Below are 14,245 nucleotides of genomic sequence, written 5' to 3' on the forward strand. Positions count from 1 at the left end.
TTTAACCGAACAAATAATAAACAATCACCACACTTAAAATCGCAAATAACAATTGTTTGCATTTGATAATAAATTGCATTTAAATAAGTGAACGCCGTCATTCTGGAGAATTGAGTATGGACTTACAACAGTGCTGGACAAGCTATCTCAAGGCTGAACAACTATTAGCGCAGGGGCATTGGCCACAAGCACACTGTTTGTTTGAAGATGTACTGCATCATATGCCAAGCCATATTCAATCAGCGCTAAACTGCGAACATACAAAACCTTGCCAGTTGGTGTGCTTGATCTCTGGGCTATGTGATGCTGCTGTTTCTCAATCTGAAATTTTCAACCACTTGGGCCAGCATAAACAAGCCTTTGATGTCTTAAATCAATCTTATGCTCTGCTGCAGTTTACTGCGATTGAGCCCAATGCCTTGGTTAACCGCCTTGCCAACGTACTCACCAAACAAAGCGATGACTTGCTAAAACATATGGCTGCTTTTTGTTCAGCGCAGCGCAGCGCGACTTGGATGTTGGAGTTCGAACACGTACAAAAAGCGCATCACTATTTCAGCCAACTCAAACGTTATAACCAAGTACAAGCGCAAGTTCCGTCGTCAAACTGTCATTGTTCAACTGAATAATCACCATAGAGTTACCATTCCGGATAAGACTGACCACCTAGGATCATTCACAGCCGCTATAAGTAACGTGCTGTAGTCAAGGGATGAGACTTAAGCAGAACCTAACCTCTCACCCTGAAAATGTATCGAGATGGCATGAGAATTTAATCGATTGCGTTATCAATAGTTGATGTATGTCAAATTGTCGTAGACAATACGCACCCGAGTCTAGGGGCGATCCCTGGACTGCGTTCTGCACTTTTGGAGGAGCGCATTGGTTTTAACTATCGACATTATAGTTAGAGCCTATTTTCTATTTTTGCATGACGCTGCTACCGTTGGCGCATGCTAAATACCTCGTTTTTAAGGGAAAGATGATGGTAATACCTGAAAACAGCAGTATTGTGATTTTTGGTGCTTCAGGCGACTTAACCTATCGCAAGCTTATACCTGCTCTGTATCACTTGTTCGCCAGTGATCAACTGCCGAAATCCTTTGCTATTCTGGGTGTCAGCCGAACCCAATACAGCGATGAGTCATACCGTGAAAAATTAAAGCGCTCTCTTCAGGAAATGGAAAAGACCGTCCCAGATATTCTCGACGCCTTTTGCGAGCACTTGCATTATCAAGCGATCAATACTTCAGATGTTGCAGAATACGCGCAGCTCGCCACGCGTCTTGACTCTTTGGCTGAGCAATACCAATTCACGCAACGCAACACTCTGTTCTATCTCGCGACGCCGCCGAGCCTTTATGGCGTCATCCCGGCCAATCTCGCAGCGCATGGATTAAATAGCGAAGCGCAAGGTTGGAAGCGTTTGATCATCGAAAAACCGTTTGGTTATGACCTCGCATCGGCTCAAAGCCTTGATATCGAAATTCATCGCCATTTCCAAGAACACCAGATCTACCGTATCGACCATTATTTAGGCAAAGAGACGGTACAAAACCTGTTGGTTTTCCGTTTTGCTAACGGGATGTTCGAACCTTTGTGGAACCGCAATTTCATTGACTATGTCGAAATTACAGGCGCAGAATTTTTGGGCGTCGAAGAACGCGGTGGCTATTACGACGGTTCTGGTGCGGTGCGTGATATGTTCCAAAACCATTTACTGCAAGTGTTAGCTATGGTTAGCATGGAACCACCAGCCGCCATTAATGCCGATTCAATTCGTAACGAAGTCAATAAAGTGCTGCAAAGCCTGCAACCGCTTTCTGATGATGACCTACGCCACAACCTCGTACTTGGGCAATATACGGAATCGGAAGTTCGTGGCCAGTTTTTACCCAGTTACCGTGATGAACATGGTGTGGCAGCAGATTCGCGCACTGAAACTTATGTCGGTTTGAAAATGTTTATTAATAACTGGCGCTGGAATGGTGTGCCATTTTATGTGCGTTCAGGTAAACGTTTACCAACGCGCGTCACCGAAGTGGTCATTCACTTTAAGCGTACGCCACACCCTGTTTTTGGGCAAAATGCCCCTGAAAACAAGCTCATCATCCGCATTCAGCCCGATGAAGGCATTCAAATGAGCTTTGGTTTGAAGGAGCCAGGTGCGGGCTTCAAAGCCAAAGAAGTCTCCATGAACTTCCATTACACATCACTGGAAGAAACCAAGATGTTGACCGCTTATGAACGGCTCCTTTTGGATGCGCTCAACGGTGATGCAACTTTATTTGCGCGTACCGATGCCGTAGAAGCGTGTTGGAAGTTCGTGCAACCTATTTTGGATTTTAAACAAGACCCTCAATCGCTGTTTGGCTATGCCTGTGGCACGTGGGGACCAAAAGAGTCTGATTTGCTGCTACACAATGATGGCCGCGCGTGGCGCTTCCCGTGTAAAAACTTGACCGATACGGATTACTGCGAATTATGATCAATCATAAAATTTTTCAAACCCCAGAACAGGTGGTTGAAACGCTCGCCAATGAAATGCAACGCTATAGCGAGCAAGGTCAGCCAGTTCATATCTCCCTTTCCGGTGGCAGCACACCCAAAATGCTGTTCAAATTATTGGCCAGTGAACCTTATGCACAGGCGATTGCATGGCAAAACCTGCATTTTTGGTGGGGTGATGAACGCTGTGTTGCTCCTGACGATGCCGAAAGCAACTTTGGTGAAGCCAATACACTGCTGTTTAGCCAAGTGAACATTCCACCTCAAAATATTCACCGTATTCGCGGCGAAGATGATCCACAAACCGAAGCTAAGCGCTTTGCCGATGAGATGGCAAAAGTTATTCCATCCGTCAACGGTACTCCTGTTTTTGATTGGATTTTGCTCGGTGTTGGCGCAGATGGCCATACGGCATCCCTGTTCCCTAATGTGACCGACTACGAGGATGAGAATTTATCTTTAGTGGCAACGCATCCGGAATCAGGCCAACTTCGTGTCTCTAAAACAGCGAAAGTGTTGGAAGCTGCAAAACGCATTAGTTACCTCGTTCTTGGCTCAGGTAAAGCCGAGATCGTACACGAAATTCACACCACGAAAGCCGAGGATCTTCCTTATCCGGCTGCCAAAGTTAAATCAACAACTGGCGAAACAGAGTGGTTTTTAGATTCAGATGCCGCAACAAAGATTGCGTGAAGGAGAGAAATAAATGAAAGGTGATATCGGTGTAATCGGCCTAGCAGTGATGGGCCAAAACCTTATCCTAAATATGAACGACCACGGTTTTAAGGTTGTAGCTCACAACCGTACCGCGGCAAAAGTCGATGAGTTCCTAGCAGGTCCAGCGAAAGACACCAATATTGTTGGTGCTTATTCACTGCAAGAGTTAGTCGATAAACTGGCGACACCTCGCAAAGTGATGCTGATGGTGCGTGCGGGCCAAGTCGTGGATGATTTCATCGACCAACTGGTTCCGCTACTCGATAAAGGTGACATCATTATCGACGGTGGTAACACGAACTTCCCAGATACCAACCGCCGTGTTGCAGCACTGCGTGAAAAAGGTATTCACTTTATCGGTACAGGCGTTTCTGGCGGCGAAGAAGGGGCACGTTTTGGCCCATCTATCATGCCAGGTGGCGCACCTGAAGCTTGGGAAGCCGTGAAGCCAATTTTCCAAGGTATCTCAGCAAAAACCGAAGCTGGTGAACCTTGCTGTGATTGGGTGGGTAACGACGGCGCGGGCCACTTCGTTAAAATGGTACACAACGGTATCGAATATGGCGACATGCAGCTAATTACCGAAGCTTATCAGTTTATGAAAGACGGCTTGGGTTTAAACCATGATGAAATGCAAAAAGTGTTTGCTGATTGGAATAAGACCGAGCTCGATAGCTACCTAGTGGAAATCACCGCTGATATCTTAGGCTACAAAGACGAAGATGGTGAAGCTCTGGTTGAGAAAATCCTCGATACTGCTGGCCAAAAAGGCACAGGGAAATGGACGGGCATTAACGCACTCGATATGGGTATTCCGCTGACGCTGATCACTGAGTCAGTCTTCTCTCGTTGCCTTTCAGCATTGAAAGATCAACGTGTTGCCGCCGAAGCGCTGTTTGGTAAGAGCAATATGCAGATCGAAGGTGATAAACAAGAGTGGGTTGATGCACTTCGTCAAGCGCTACTTGCGTCTAAGATCATCTCTTACGCACAAGGCTTTATGCTAATGCGCCAAGCGTCTAACGAGAATGGTTGGAATCTTAACTACGGTAACGTGGCATTGATGTGGCGTGGTGGTTGTATCATCCGCTCCGCATTCCTGAGCAACATTCGTGATGCGTTCGAAGCTAACCCAGAAATCGCCTTCTTAGGTTCAGATGCCTACTTCAAGGGCATTTTGGATAACTGCCTAGCGGCTTGGCGTAAAGTAGCGGCCAAATCAATGGAAGTCGGCATTCCAATGCCATGTATGACCTCCGCGCTCACTTTCTTAGATGGCTACACCACCGCTCGCTTACCGGCTAATTTACTGCAAGCACAACGTGATTACTTTGGTGCTCACACTTATGAGCGTACTGATCGTCCACGTGGTGAATTCTTCCACACAAACTGGACTGGTACAGGCGGAAATACGGCGTCTACCACTTACGACGTATAAAAAATTCGGCTTACGATGAAAAAAGGACTAGCTAAGCCCCTTCATCTACGCCTATAATTTGACCGTCATGGAGGATGTTAACTAGGTTAACATCCTCTATTTTTTTGTTTCCAAAACTACATGAGATCCAAAGATGACCATCAATAAGTTCTATGTATTTGTCCCACAGGCTGTGGAAGAAGACACTCATAGGGAAAATGAAGTTCAATCTGCTATGGAAGCTCAACGTCAGGCATTAGTGCAACAAGCGCAGAAACAAGGCGCAGTAGCATAATCCATAAGCAGAGTGTGGCAACACGCTCTGCTTATCACTCCTCTCTACCTCATCTATAGGCATATCGTTTGCCAATCATGATTCATGAAATACTCCTTTAAGTGATCAATCAAAGCTCTGACAGCGGGTGATAAATGACGCCGAGAAGGATATAAAGCGTAAATGTCCATTTTCTTCGGTTGCCAATGCGCTAACACCTGCTGTAAGTCCCCCCTTTCTAACGCACCCTTGGCTAGATAAGTCGGCTGTAAAGCAACGCCCATCCCGTGGATAGCCGCATGTAACAAAGTGGTGGCTTCATTCGCAGTTAGCTGGCATGGCACCTCCACCGATTGATGCTTATCATCTTGTTTTAAATGCCAAATATGTCGCTCAAAGTTTTTGTATCCAAGACAACGATGCTGTGAGAGATCGCTTGGTGTGAGTATTGGCTCACAGCGCATGAGATACTCAGGAGAGGCAACCAATACAGAATCACATTGGGCGATAGGGCGCCCGATTAAAGAAGGATCGGGATCGGCTGCAATACGGATCGCTAAATCAATTCGCTCTGCAATCAAATCTGCGGTTTTATCCTGTACATCAATATCAATTTCGATATTTGGATGCGTATTCAAAAAAGGTTTAACGGCCGGGATCAGTTGAGAAAAGCCAAACGACATGCTGGTCGCAATCCGGATTTTTCCAGATAACGACTGTTGATCCATCAACTGATGTTCTAATTGCTGCGCTTGCTCGACCCATAATTTTATCGCGTCTAGGCATTGAACTCCTGCTGATGTGAGCGATACTTTTCGTGTGGTTCGGTTTAATAACCGAGCTTGTAACCAAGTTTCCATGGTTTCAACATGCCGAGTCACCATAGGACGAGAAATATCCAGCCGTTCCGCTGTCGCCGTAAAACTTTGGGTAATCGCTATATCTAAAAAGACCTGAGCTGCTGTGAGTTTGTCCATGATTAGTTCTAATTAAGAAACAATGATGTCAATTATTAGCTATATATCCGAACAAGTCTAATTCGTATGATAGCTCCTGAACCGATAACATACTCTTTGGATAAATAATCATGAAAACACTGACTCTACTTACAGCAACCACACTCATCAGCAGCACCGCGTTTGCAGCACAACAACCTTTGACACTTGACGTCTACAATGCAGATGGCAATAGCTTCCATGTCAACTCCACTTTGGTTTATGGCGAAACAGAAGCGATGGTGGTTGACACTGGCTTTACTAAAGCCGACGCACTCCGTATTGCAGCAAAAGTACTCGACTCTGGCAAAAACCTAACCACGATTTTTATTAGCCAAGCTGACCCTGATTACTACTTTGGCGCTGAAGTACTGCATGACATGTTTCCACAAGCGAAAGTGCTGACGACGCCTGGCGTACGTGCAACGATTGCAGAAAAACTCGAAGGTAAACTGGCATTTTGGGCTCCAAAAATGGGTGCAAATGCCCCTGTAAAACCAATACTACCAACGGCTTATAATGGCAAAACCTTAACCATTGATGGGCAAACTATTGAAATTCGCGATGCGGATGGAGCATTAGCGCATCGTCCTTATTTATGGATACCAGCCAATAAAGCGATTTTAGGTAACGTCGCGGTATACGGAAATGTTCATTTATGGATGGCTGATGCACAAAGTGATGCGAGCCGCCAAGCTTGGGCGCAACAACTTGATCAAATGAAAGCACTCAAACCAAACGTAGTGATCCCGGGGCATATGACTTCTGGAACAGCGCTTGATGCTTCTTCAATTGAATTTGCACAACAATATCTTATGGATTTTGCTAAAGCCAAAGCAAACAGCAAAGACAGCGCTCAGTTAATTCAAACCATGCAAAACCTTTACCCTAATGCTGGCCTACCAATGGCTTTAGAAATTGGTGCCAAAGTTCATATGGGTGAGATGAAATGGTAAACGTCCACTATATTTTCGACCCAATGTGTGGCTGGTGTTACGGAGCAACCTCTCTGATTCAGCAGTTGAATGAAATGAGCGGAGTCAAACTGCACCTTCATCCGGGTGGAATGATCGAGCGATCGCCTCTTTCAGATGGTTTTCGCCAACATGTACTGCAAGCTGATCAGCGCATTGCTCAGCAAACAGGAGCCGTATTTGGGGAAGGTTACATCGCCAAAATCAAAAGTGGCGAAACCGTGATATTGGACTCATACGTTACTGCTCAAGCCATTATTGCAGCGCAATTACTCGGTGTATCGCCAAGTGTTATGCTCAAAAGCATTCAACAAGGGCACTACCAGCAAGGTTTACCTGTGGCCGATACTGAAACATTGACACTGTTAGCCCAATCGCTTGACCTAGAGCCAAATCAATGGGAACAAGCGATGGAGCAAGCCAAAGCTCAGTTACCAGAGCAGTTAGAGCAGACGCAAAGCTTAATGGCGCAATATCAGCTTTCTGGTTTTCCCTCGATTGTGTATGAAGCAGAGGGGCAATGGCGAACCGTATCTGTTAGCCATTTCTATAATCGACCGCAGCAATGGGCTGATTTCTGGAAAAATATGACTCAGTAATTAGTGCCTCATCCCTCTCTTTAGAAAAGAGAGGGATTTTTCCATCTACTTGTTCATCATTTTGATGCTTTTACGCACCACTAAAGTCGGCTCTAATTGGACAATTTGCGGTTCGAGCGCTTCGTTTTCTAAACGGGCAAGTAAGGTGTCAACTGCCGCTTTACCTAAACGATATTTGGGTTGATGAATAGTGGTTAGAGCTGGCGACATAAAACGGGCGATGTGAATATCGTCATACCCCATCAGCGAAAGATCTTCAGGAATGCGGATCCCTTTTTCATTAGCTGCATTAATCACACCCATTGCCATCATGTCATTAGAGACAAAAATCGCACTCGGCAATGGCCCTTTAGCTAACATTTTATTGAACGCTTCGTAGCCACCTTCACATTCAAAATCGGATTCCACAATCCAATTGGGATAAATGTCCAAACCTGCTTCCAAGACAGCGCGCTTATAGCCTTCATAACGCATTTGAGCTTGATGTCGAATCAATGGCCCGGTAATGCAACCGATTTCTTTATGACCGCACTCAATCAAATAGTTCGCCGCAATATAACCACCACGTAAAGAGTTATCTTGTATTTTATCGCTAGGAAAGAGCATTGGGCCCCAATCCATCACCACGACAGGGATATCTGGGTAGCGTTCAAAAACGTCAATCCGCTCACCTTCTAAGGTGGAACACATCAAAAGTAAGCCATCAACGCGCTTTTGCAGCAGCGTGTTGATAGAGGCTTGCATCCTCTGGCTATCCCCTTCGGTATTACACAAAATAAGGTTATAACCTTTGTGATAGCAACTGCGCTCTACCCCTTTGACCACTTCGCCAAAAAAGGGGTTAGTCGAAGTGGTCACTAACATACCAATGGTGCGCGTTCGGTTCATTTTGAGACTGCGAGCCAATGCTGACGGGGCATAGTTCAGATCTTGCGCGGCTTTATTGACACGCTCAGCAATTTCATTGCTCACATAGCGAGATTTATTAATGACATGGCTGACGGTAGACGTGGATACGCCGGCTAATCTTGCAATATCTTTCATTGTCGCCATGTCTGTTTTTCCTATTCTATTGATGCTGAGCGAGAAACGCGTCCACTTCTACTCGGGTGGGTATTGAGGTTTGCGCGCCAAAACGGGTAACAGAAATGGCTGCCGCAGCATGCGCAAATTTAATGGCTGATTCTAAAGGCATATCTTCCAACAAACCCGTTACCAAAGCACCGTTAAACGTATCACCTGCCGCGGTGGTGTCTGTCACATCGACTTTAAAACCAGCAATCAGTTGACCACGCCCATTTTGGCTTAGCCAAACGCCTTTTGCACCTAAGGTGATCAAGACGATTTCAATCCCTTTTTTATGCAGTTCATTGGCCGCTAACTGCGCCGTGTGATCATCATCAACCGTGATCCCCGTTAAGCGCTGCGCTTCCGTTTCGTTTGGTGTGATCACATCGACACATTCTAGCAGAGTATCAGGCAGATCTCGGGCAGGCGCTGGGTTTAAAATCACATTGGTACGATTTTGTTTGGCGATTTGCGCAGCTTTAATAATGCCATCGATTGGCGTTTCCAGTTGCATCAATAAATATTTGGCCGCACCAATGGCGGCTAAATCCGGTTCAATGGCATCAGCCGTCAGCTTGTCATTCGCCTCTGCCGAAATACAGATGCTGTTTTCTCCGCTGTCCGAGACTTGGATCATCGCAATGCCCGTCGGACAATTGGGCTGCATTTTAACTCCCGCAATGTTGATACCATCGAGCTTAAAATTCTCACGAATATTGATACCGAATGCGTCGTCACCCACGCAGGCAATAAAACCAATGTCCGCTTTTAATCGCGCGGCCGCTACAGCTTGGTTGGCCCCTTTACCACCGGGAATAACTTGATAATGACGACCATGCAGCGTCTCGCCCGGGCGAGGAAATGAAGGCACTTGCAAAACATGGTCAGCGTTAACACTACCTAATACCACTAACTGATTCATAATTTGTCCTTTGTTCATGAGTGAACATGTTTGAAATAGAGCTGGAGAGGTTTGGCTTTTGTGGCTTCACCCGAAAAAACAAACCTATCGAGCCTGATTACTGGTTATTAATGGCTGAGGGGTTATAGAGAAGAGGTAGCTCTCTACGAGCCAGTAAAGAGCTACCTACAGCAAAGATTATTTGCTGATGATTTTTAGAGGAACCGGAATGTACTCATCCACTTGTTCGCCTTTTAGCATTTTATCGGCCGTTTCAATGCCAAGTGCACCGATCATGTCTGGTTGTTGAGCAACAGTCGCAGCAAGTTGGCCGCGTTCTACCGCCGCGATACCATCGTCGGTACCATCAAAACCGATGATCATCACCTCTTTGCCTGATGCTTGAACGGCGCGAAGTGCACCCAATGCCATTTCATCATTTTGGGCAAATACGGCTTGAACATCTGGGTTTGCCGCTAGCAGGTTTTCCATTACATTCAAACCTTTAGTGCGGTCAAAATCAGCAGGCTGGCTAGCAAGCAGTTCCATTTCACTGCCTTTCACCGCGTTCATGAAACCTTCTCCACGCTCACGAGCGGCCGATGTGCCGGCAATCCCTTCCAGTTGAATGACTTTGGCTTTTGCACCGATTTTTTCGACGATAAAGTGACCGGCCATTTCACCACCGACTACGTTATCAGAAGCGATGTGGCTCACAACATCACCACGGCTTGCACCGCGATCCAGTGTCAACACTGGCACTTTAGCGCGGTTGGCCATACGAATGGCGTTAGAGACGGCATCAGAATCGGTTGGGTTGATCAAAATCGCTTTAACGCCACGAACGGTTAAGTCTTCTACGTTTGATAGCTCTTTGCTTGGATCATTTTGTGAATCCAAGACGATCAGGTTGTAGCCTAGCTCTTTCGCTTTCGCTTCTGCGCCATCTTTCATGGTGACAAAAAATGGGTTGTTCAGAGTGGATAGTACAATTGCCATGGTGTCTTGCGCATGCGCAGCCACAGAGACAGTGGTGGAAAGTAGAGCAGCAGAGATTAAAGTTGCAAGTTTTTTCATCTTTATAGTCCTTTTTGTAGGGGCCGTTTTAAAGCTAATATGGCTCGCTTTAAAACGGAGGTTTTCTATCGTGTTACTTATTTTTGTTATCCACGAGTACCGCGAGCAAAATAACCACGGCTTTCGCAATCATTTGGTAGTAAGAAGAGACATCAAGCAGGTTCAGCGCGTTATTAAGAAAGCCGATGATCAGCGCCCCAATTAACGTGCCCATAATGCGTCCTTTACCACCCATCAAGCTGGTACCACCAAGTACAACGGCAGCGATGGCATCCAGCTCATAACCCATACCAGCAGTCGGTTGCGCAGAAGAGAGGCGAGACGTGACGATAATGCCAGCCAGCGCAGCCAATAGACCACAGATGGCGTACACACCAATTTTCACGCGATCCACATTAATGCCTGACAATCGCGTCGCAGACTCATTGCCACCTAGCGCGTAAACATAGCGGCCAAAACGTGTATGGTTAAGTAAGTACCAAACCGCAGCAAAGACCACCACCATCATCCACACCGGAACGGGAATACCCAACGCGTAACCTGTACCAAACCAAGCAAAAGCATCTGCAGTATCGGTAAAACCTGTCGAAATTGGACGCCCATCGGTATAAACCATGGTCACACCACGCAGTAAGGTCATAGTGACTAAGGTGGCAATAAACGCCTGCACTTTACCTTTGGCGATAATGATGCCGCTAATCGCACCCAGTGCCGCGCCAGCAAGTAACGCTGTAGGGACTGCGATAATGACAGGAATCTCAAGACCAATCATGGTTGCAGCAAAAGCGCCGCACAACGCCAGTACCGAGCCAACACTCAAATCGATACCTGCCGTTAGAATAACCAAGGTCATCCCCACAGCGATAATGGCGTTGACTGAGGTTTGGCGCAAAATGTTCAGTATGTTGTCAACCGTGAAGAAATTGGGGTTTAAAAAAGAGACAACGACCACTAAAAAAAGCAAAGCAATCAGTGATTTTTGCTCAATGAGCCACTCTTTACTGATCCATTTTCTGCGGTTAGTTTGGGTTGAATTACTCATGCTGTTACTGCTCATGCTGCTTCCTCATTGATCTTTTTGCCTACCGCACAGGCGAGTAGAATCTCTTGGTTGGCTTGTTTGGCACTGAATTCGCCGCTGATTCGACCTTCATGCATCACCAAAATTCGGTCACTCATCCCTAGCACTTCTGGCATCTCTGACGAAACCAAAATAATGCTCATCCCTTCGGCTTTAAATTGGTTAATCAATTGGTAAATCTCTTTTTTGGCTCCCACGTCAACCCCGCGTGTGGGTTCATCCAAAATCAAGACTTTGGGACGTGTCATCAACCCTTTCGCAATCGCTACTTTTTGCTGATTGCCACCGGACAAATTACCAATGATTTGATCACGAGATGGCGTTTTGATGTTGAATAGGCGAATGAAATCTTCCACTGCGATGACTTCATCACTGTGTTGAATCTGTACACCTTTGCTAAATTTATTCAACGCACACAGTGACATGTTCTCTTTCACCGACAGGCCAAGAACCAAACCGTCCCCTTTGCGATCTTCTGAAATATACGCGATACCGTTTGCAAGGCCATCTTGTGGGCTGACTGGGTTGATGGTTTTGTTCTCAAGGTTAATCACGCCTCGCTCACTGGGCAGCGCGCCGTAAATCACTTTCATTAATTCAGTGCGCCCTGCGCCCATCAAACCCGAGACACCGAGGATTTCACCTCGTTTGAGCGTAAAATTAATGTCATGCACACCTGAGCCCGTGAGGCCTATCACTTCAAGGCAAGTGTCGCCGTGCTTTACCTCAATACGTGGGTACTGTTCTTCTAATTTCCGGCCGACCATCATCTCAATCAGGCCATCTTCATTGGTGTCAGACACTTTGCACTGGCCAATGAATTTGCCATCACGTAACACGGTAATGTCGTCACAAATTTCAAAAATTTCTTTCAACCGATGTGAGATATAAACAATGCCGCAACCTTGTTCACGCAGCTCGTTAATCACATTAAATAACGATTCAGTTTCGGTATCCGTCAGCGCATCCGTCGGTTCATCCATGATGATCACTTTCGACTCAAATGAGAGCGCTTTTGCAATCTCAACCATCTGTTGCTCACCAAGGCTTAAGTCACCCAACAAGGTCTTGGAGCTGTGTTTAACATTTAAGCGAGCCAGTAGTTTGTCGGCTGCTTGGTACATTTCATTCCATAAAATTCGCCCCATCGCACCGGTTATCTCTCTACCCAGAAAAATGTTTTCAGCAATGGTTAATTCCGGAATCAAATTCAACTCTTGGTGAATAATGCTGATGCCCGCTTGTTGTGAATCTCGTGGGCCTTTAAAGGCGGCTGGTTTTCCTTGGTAAGTGATAGAACCCGCATCCAATGAATAGATACCCGTCAACACTTTCATTAAGGTTGATTTACCCGCGCCGTTTTCGCCCATCAACGCCATCACACGGCCGGGGTAAACATTGAGGCTAGCTTTATCGAGTGCTTTCACGCCGGGGAACGCTTTTTCAATCTCACTGAGCGCTAAAATTGCTTGAGTCATAGTGGATCCTCAATCGCGGCTTAAAACACGACGCCTGCTTGAAAAATAACATTCGCATACGGCGTGCATTCGCCAGTTCTTACTACGGCTCGGCTGCGCATAGTGCGCTCTTTAAAATCTTGATGAGAGAGGTAAGTGACAGCAATCGCTTTCTCGCACAACTCCTCTTCCGCTTTCAGCTCAGCAAGCAGCGCTTTGTGATGCTCAGGGCTTACTTGTGCAAACTCTTCAGCAATGATCACACCTTCAATTTGAGATTCAGAAAGAATCACGCGGACCGTGTCAATAAAACCGGGAATACCGTGAGTTAATGCTAAATCAATACGCTGCACTTCATCGGGAATGGGCAAACCTGCATCACAAATTGTGATTTCGTCGGTATGCCCTAAAGTAGCCACCAAGTAAGAGAGTTCCGAGTTTAATAGGGTACTTTTTTTCATTGTTATACCTTCACGTTAGGCTTTATGTTTCGCTTTTTGACACCTTTCTATCACTCTTGAATCGTTCAAGAAAATCTCATCGAAACGTTTCGATGAATCCTAGCGTAGCAAAAATAATTTGCACGATGCGAAAATAGGTAATGTGATTTTGATCGTTGATTAGTGAACTGAGGAGTAAAAAAGAGTGAGGACCATCACTGAGTGATTTGTCATTAGATGCCCATTTTTAGCATAGGATTAACACTGAGACCGTGATTTTCGGTATAGTCACTCCGAACAAAAATCGCATCCATTTGGAACTCAAACATGAAAAAAATAGCCTTGGTATTGTTTACTGCATTCTCACTCGCCGCCTGCTCAGAAGTGGGCAGCGAAGCATGGTGTCAAGATATGAAAGAGAAACCAAAAGGCGAATGGAACGCCGGACAGGCGGTGGATTATGCAAAGCACTGTGTCTTCCAATCACAAATTGGCAGCGACGCGTGGTGTGAAGATATGAAAGACAAGCCAAAAGGTGATTGGACAGCGAATGAGGCTGGCGACTTCGCTAAGCATTGTATTTTTTAGGATTGGTTTAAATAAAGAGCCTAGCTATGTTGGCTCTTTTAAATCTCATCATTTATTTAAAAAATTTTAATTTAATAAGATCCTCAAAAACGACGTAAGGTATTTTAACCCACTATATGATTATTACTGTAATTTAATAGTAATATCAG

Annotated in this window: 15 protein-coding genes; 8 read left to right on the top strand and 7 right to left on the bottom strand. The window is 45.8% G+C overall.

The window, feature by feature from the left end; genetic code table 11:
- The first annotated feature begins 116 nt into the window (after nucleotides 1–116).
- The 5 genes from B9J84_RS09345 to B9J84_RS16225 all read left to right on the top strand — a co-directional run bounded on the left by B9J84_RS09345 (nucleotide 117) and on the right by B9J84_RS16225 (nucleotide 4,937).
- Nucleotides 117–629 (top strand): hypothetical protein, encoded by a 513-nt coding sequence (locus B9J84_RS09345; protein WP_029189963.1) that lies wholly within the window; start codon nucleotides 117–119, stop codon nucleotides 627–629.
- Nucleotides 630–985: 356 nt separating this feature from the next.
- Nucleotides 986–2,488, top strand: a complete 1,503-nt coding sequence (gene zwf, locus B9J84_RS09350; protein ID WP_026027771.1) for a glucose-6-phosphate dehydrogenase — start codon at nucleotides 986–988, stop codon at nucleotides 2,486–2,488.
- Nucleotides 2,485–3,201, top strand: coding sequence for a 6-phosphogluconolactonase (gene pgl, locus B9J84_RS09355; RefSeq protein WP_013868167.1), 717 nt, complete (start codon nucleotides 2,485–2,487; stop codon nucleotides 3,199–3,201). The genes zwf and pgl overlap by 4 nt, the downstream gene beginning before the upstream one ends.
- 13 nt (nucleotides 3,202–3,214) lie before the next feature.
- Complete coding sequence (gene gnd / locus B9J84_RS09360) at nucleotides 3,215–4,663, top strand: decarboxylating NADP(+)-dependent phosphogluconate dehydrogenase (RefSeq protein ID WP_017044907.1); 1,449 nt, start codon at nucleotides 3,215–3,217, stop codon at nucleotides 4,661–4,663.
- 133 nt (nucleotides 4,664–4,796) lie between these two features.
- Complete coding sequence (locus B9J84_RS16225) at nucleotides 4,797–4,937, top strand: hypothetical protein (RefSeq protein WP_010320537.1); 141 nt, start codon at nucleotides 4,797–4,799, stop codon at nucleotides 4,935–4,937.
- A 53-nt stretch (nucleotides 4,938–4,990) separates the two neighbouring features.
- Here B9J84_RS16225 and B9J84_RS09365 read toward each other — a convergent pair whose 3' ends face one another.
- On the bottom strand, nucleotides 4,991–5,893 hold the full coding sequence (locus tag B9J84_RS09365; protein WP_094124013.1) for a LysR family transcriptional regulator: 903 nt from the start codon (nucleotides 5,891–5,893) through the stop codon (nucleotides 4,991–4,993).
- A gap of 110 nt (nucleotides 5,894–6,003) precedes the next feature.
- Between B9J84_RS09365 and B9J84_RS09370 the strand changes: the two genes are divergently transcribed.
- Both B9J84_RS09370 and B9J84_RS09375 read left to right on the top strand, forming a co-directional pair.
- Nucleotides 6,004–6,867: an MBL fold metallo-hydrolase gene (locus B9J84_RS09370; RefSeq protein WP_013868170.1), complete on the top strand. Its 864-nt coding sequence runs from the start codon at nucleotides 6,004–6,006 to the stop codon at nucleotides 6,865–6,867.
- Complete coding sequence (locus tag B9J84_RS09375; protein ID WP_094124014.1) at nucleotides 6,861–7,484, top strand: DsbA family protein; 624 nt, start codon at nucleotides 6,861–6,863, stop codon at nucleotides 7,482–7,484. The genes B9J84_RS09370 and B9J84_RS09375 overlap by 7 nt, the downstream gene beginning before the upstream one ends.
- Before the next feature lie 45 nt (nucleotides 7,485–7,529).
- Here B9J84_RS09375 and B9J84_RS09380 read toward each other — a convergent pair whose 3' ends face one another.
- The 6 genes from B9J84_RS09380 to rbsD form a co-directional block, all read right to left on the bottom strand.
- Nucleotides 7,530–8,537: a substrate-binding domain-containing protein gene (locus B9J84_RS09380; protein WP_094124015.1), complete on the bottom strand. Its 1,008-nt coding sequence runs from the start codon at nucleotides 8,535–8,537 to the stop codon at nucleotides 7,530–7,532.
- Between the two features lie 16 nt (nucleotides 8,538–8,553).
- Nucleotides 8,554–9,474 (bottom strand): ribokinase, encoded by a 921-nt coding sequence (gene rbsK / locus B9J84_RS09385; RefSeq protein WP_026027770.1) that lies wholly within the window; start codon nucleotides 9,472–9,474, stop codon nucleotides 8,554–8,556.
- 177 nt (nucleotides 9,475–9,651) lie between these two features.
- Nucleotides 9,652–10,530, bottom strand: a complete 879-nt coding sequence (gene rbsB / locus B9J84_RS09390) for a ribose ABC transporter substrate-binding protein RbsB (protein ID WP_010320543.1) — start codon at nucleotides 10,528–10,530, stop codon at nucleotides 9,652–9,654.
- A 73-nt stretch (nucleotides 10,531–10,603) separates the two neighbouring features.
- The gene (gene rbsC, locus B9J84_RS09395; RefSeq protein WP_010320544.1) at nucleotides 10,604–11,572 is read right to left on the bottom strand and encodes a ribose ABC transporter permease; all 969 of its coding nucleotides are present in this window, start codon (nucleotides 11,570–11,572) and stop codon (nucleotides 10,604–10,606) included.
- Nucleotides 11,573–11,583: 11 nt separating this feature from the next.
- Nucleotides 11,584–13,089: a ribose ABC transporter ATP-binding protein RbsA gene (rbsA, locus tag B9J84_RS09400; protein WP_013868175.1), complete on the bottom strand. Its 1,506-nt coding sequence runs from the start codon at nucleotides 13,087–13,089 to the stop codon at nucleotides 11,584–11,586.
- Between the two features lie 20 nt (nucleotides 13,090–13,109).
- Nucleotides 13,110–13,529 carry a D-ribose pyranase gene (gene rbsD, locus B9J84_RS09405; protein WP_013868176.1) on the bottom strand — a complete coding sequence of 140 codons (420 nt, stop codon included), beginning with the start codon at nucleotides 13,527–13,529 and terminating at the stop codon, nucleotides 13,110–13,112.
- A 306-nt stretch (nucleotides 13,530–13,835) separates the two neighbouring features.
- Here rbsD and B9J84_RS09410 point away from each other — a divergent pair, with 306 nt between their 5' ends.
- On the top strand, nucleotides 13,836–14,096 hold the full coding sequence (locus tag B9J84_RS09410) for a DUF3012 domain-containing protein (RefSeq protein WP_017050233.1): 261 nt from the start codon (nucleotides 13,836–13,838) through the stop codon (nucleotides 14,094–14,096).
- Nucleotides 14,097–14,245: the final 149 nt, after the last annotated feature.

The organism is Vibrio sp. V03_P4A6T147, assembly GCF_002241085.1.
GTDB lineage: Bacteria > Pseudomonadota > Gammaproteobacteria > Enterobacterales > Vibrionaceae > Vibrio > Vibrio anguillarum.

Excerpts from the sequence above, each read along its gene's own strand:
- B9J84_RS09345 (WP_029189963.1), top strand. The coding sequence starts at position 117 with ATGGACTTACAACAGTGCTGGACAAGCTATCTCAAGGCTGAACAACTA.
- zwf (WP_026027771.1), top strand. The coding sequence starts at position 986 with ATGGTAATACCTGAAAACAGCAGTATTGTGATTTTTGGTGCTTCAGGC.
- pgl (WP_013868167.1), top strand. The coding sequence starts at position 2,485 with ATGATCAATCATAAAATTTTTCAAACCCCAGAACAGGTGGTTGAAACG.
- gnd (WP_017044907.1), top strand. The coding sequence starts at position 3,215 with ATGAAAGGTGATATCGGTGTAATCGGCCTAGCAGTGATGGGCCAAAAC.
- B9J84_RS16225 (WP_010320537.1), top strand. The coding sequence starts at position 4,797 with ATGACCATCAATAAGTTCTATGTATTTGTCCCACAGGCTGTGGAAGAA.
- B9J84_RS09365 (WP_094124013.1), bottom strand. The coding sequence starts at position 5,893 with ATGGACAAACTCACAGCAGCTCAGGTCTTTTTAGATATAGCGATTACC.
- B9J84_RS09370 (WP_013868170.1), top strand. The coding sequence starts at position 6,004 with ATGAAAACACTGACTCTACTTACAGCAACCACACTCATCAGCAGCACC.
- B9J84_RS09375 (WP_094124014.1), top strand. The coding sequence starts at position 6,861 with ATGGTAAACGTCCACTATATTTTCGACCCAATGTGTGGCTGGTGTTAC.
- B9J84_RS09380 (WP_094124015.1), bottom strand. The coding sequence starts at position 8,537 with ATGGCGACAATGAAAGATATTGCAAGATTAGCCGGCGTATCCACGTCT.
- rbsK (WP_026027770.1), bottom strand. The coding sequence starts at position 9,474 with ATGAATCAGTTAGTGGTATTAGGTAGTGTTAACGCTGACCATGTTTTG.
- rbsB (WP_010320543.1), bottom strand. The coding sequence starts at position 10,530 with ATGAAAAAACTTGCAACTTTAATCTCTGCTGCTCTACTTTCCACCACT.
- rbsC (WP_010320544.1), bottom strand. The coding sequence starts at position 11,572 with ATGAGTAATTCAACCCAAACTAACCGCAGAAAATGGATCAGTAAAGAG.
- rbsA (WP_013868175.1), bottom strand. The coding sequence starts at position 13,089 with ATGACTCAAGCAATTTTAGCGCTCAGTGAGATTGAAAAAGCGTTCCCC.
- rbsD (WP_013868176.1), bottom strand. The coding sequence starts at position 13,529 with ATGAAAAAAAGTACCCTATTAAACTCGGAACTCTCTTACTTGGTGGCT.
- B9J84_RS09410 (WP_017050233.1), top strand. The coding sequence starts at position 13,836 with ATGAAAAAAATAGCCTTGGTATTGTTTACTGCATTCTCACTCGCCGCC.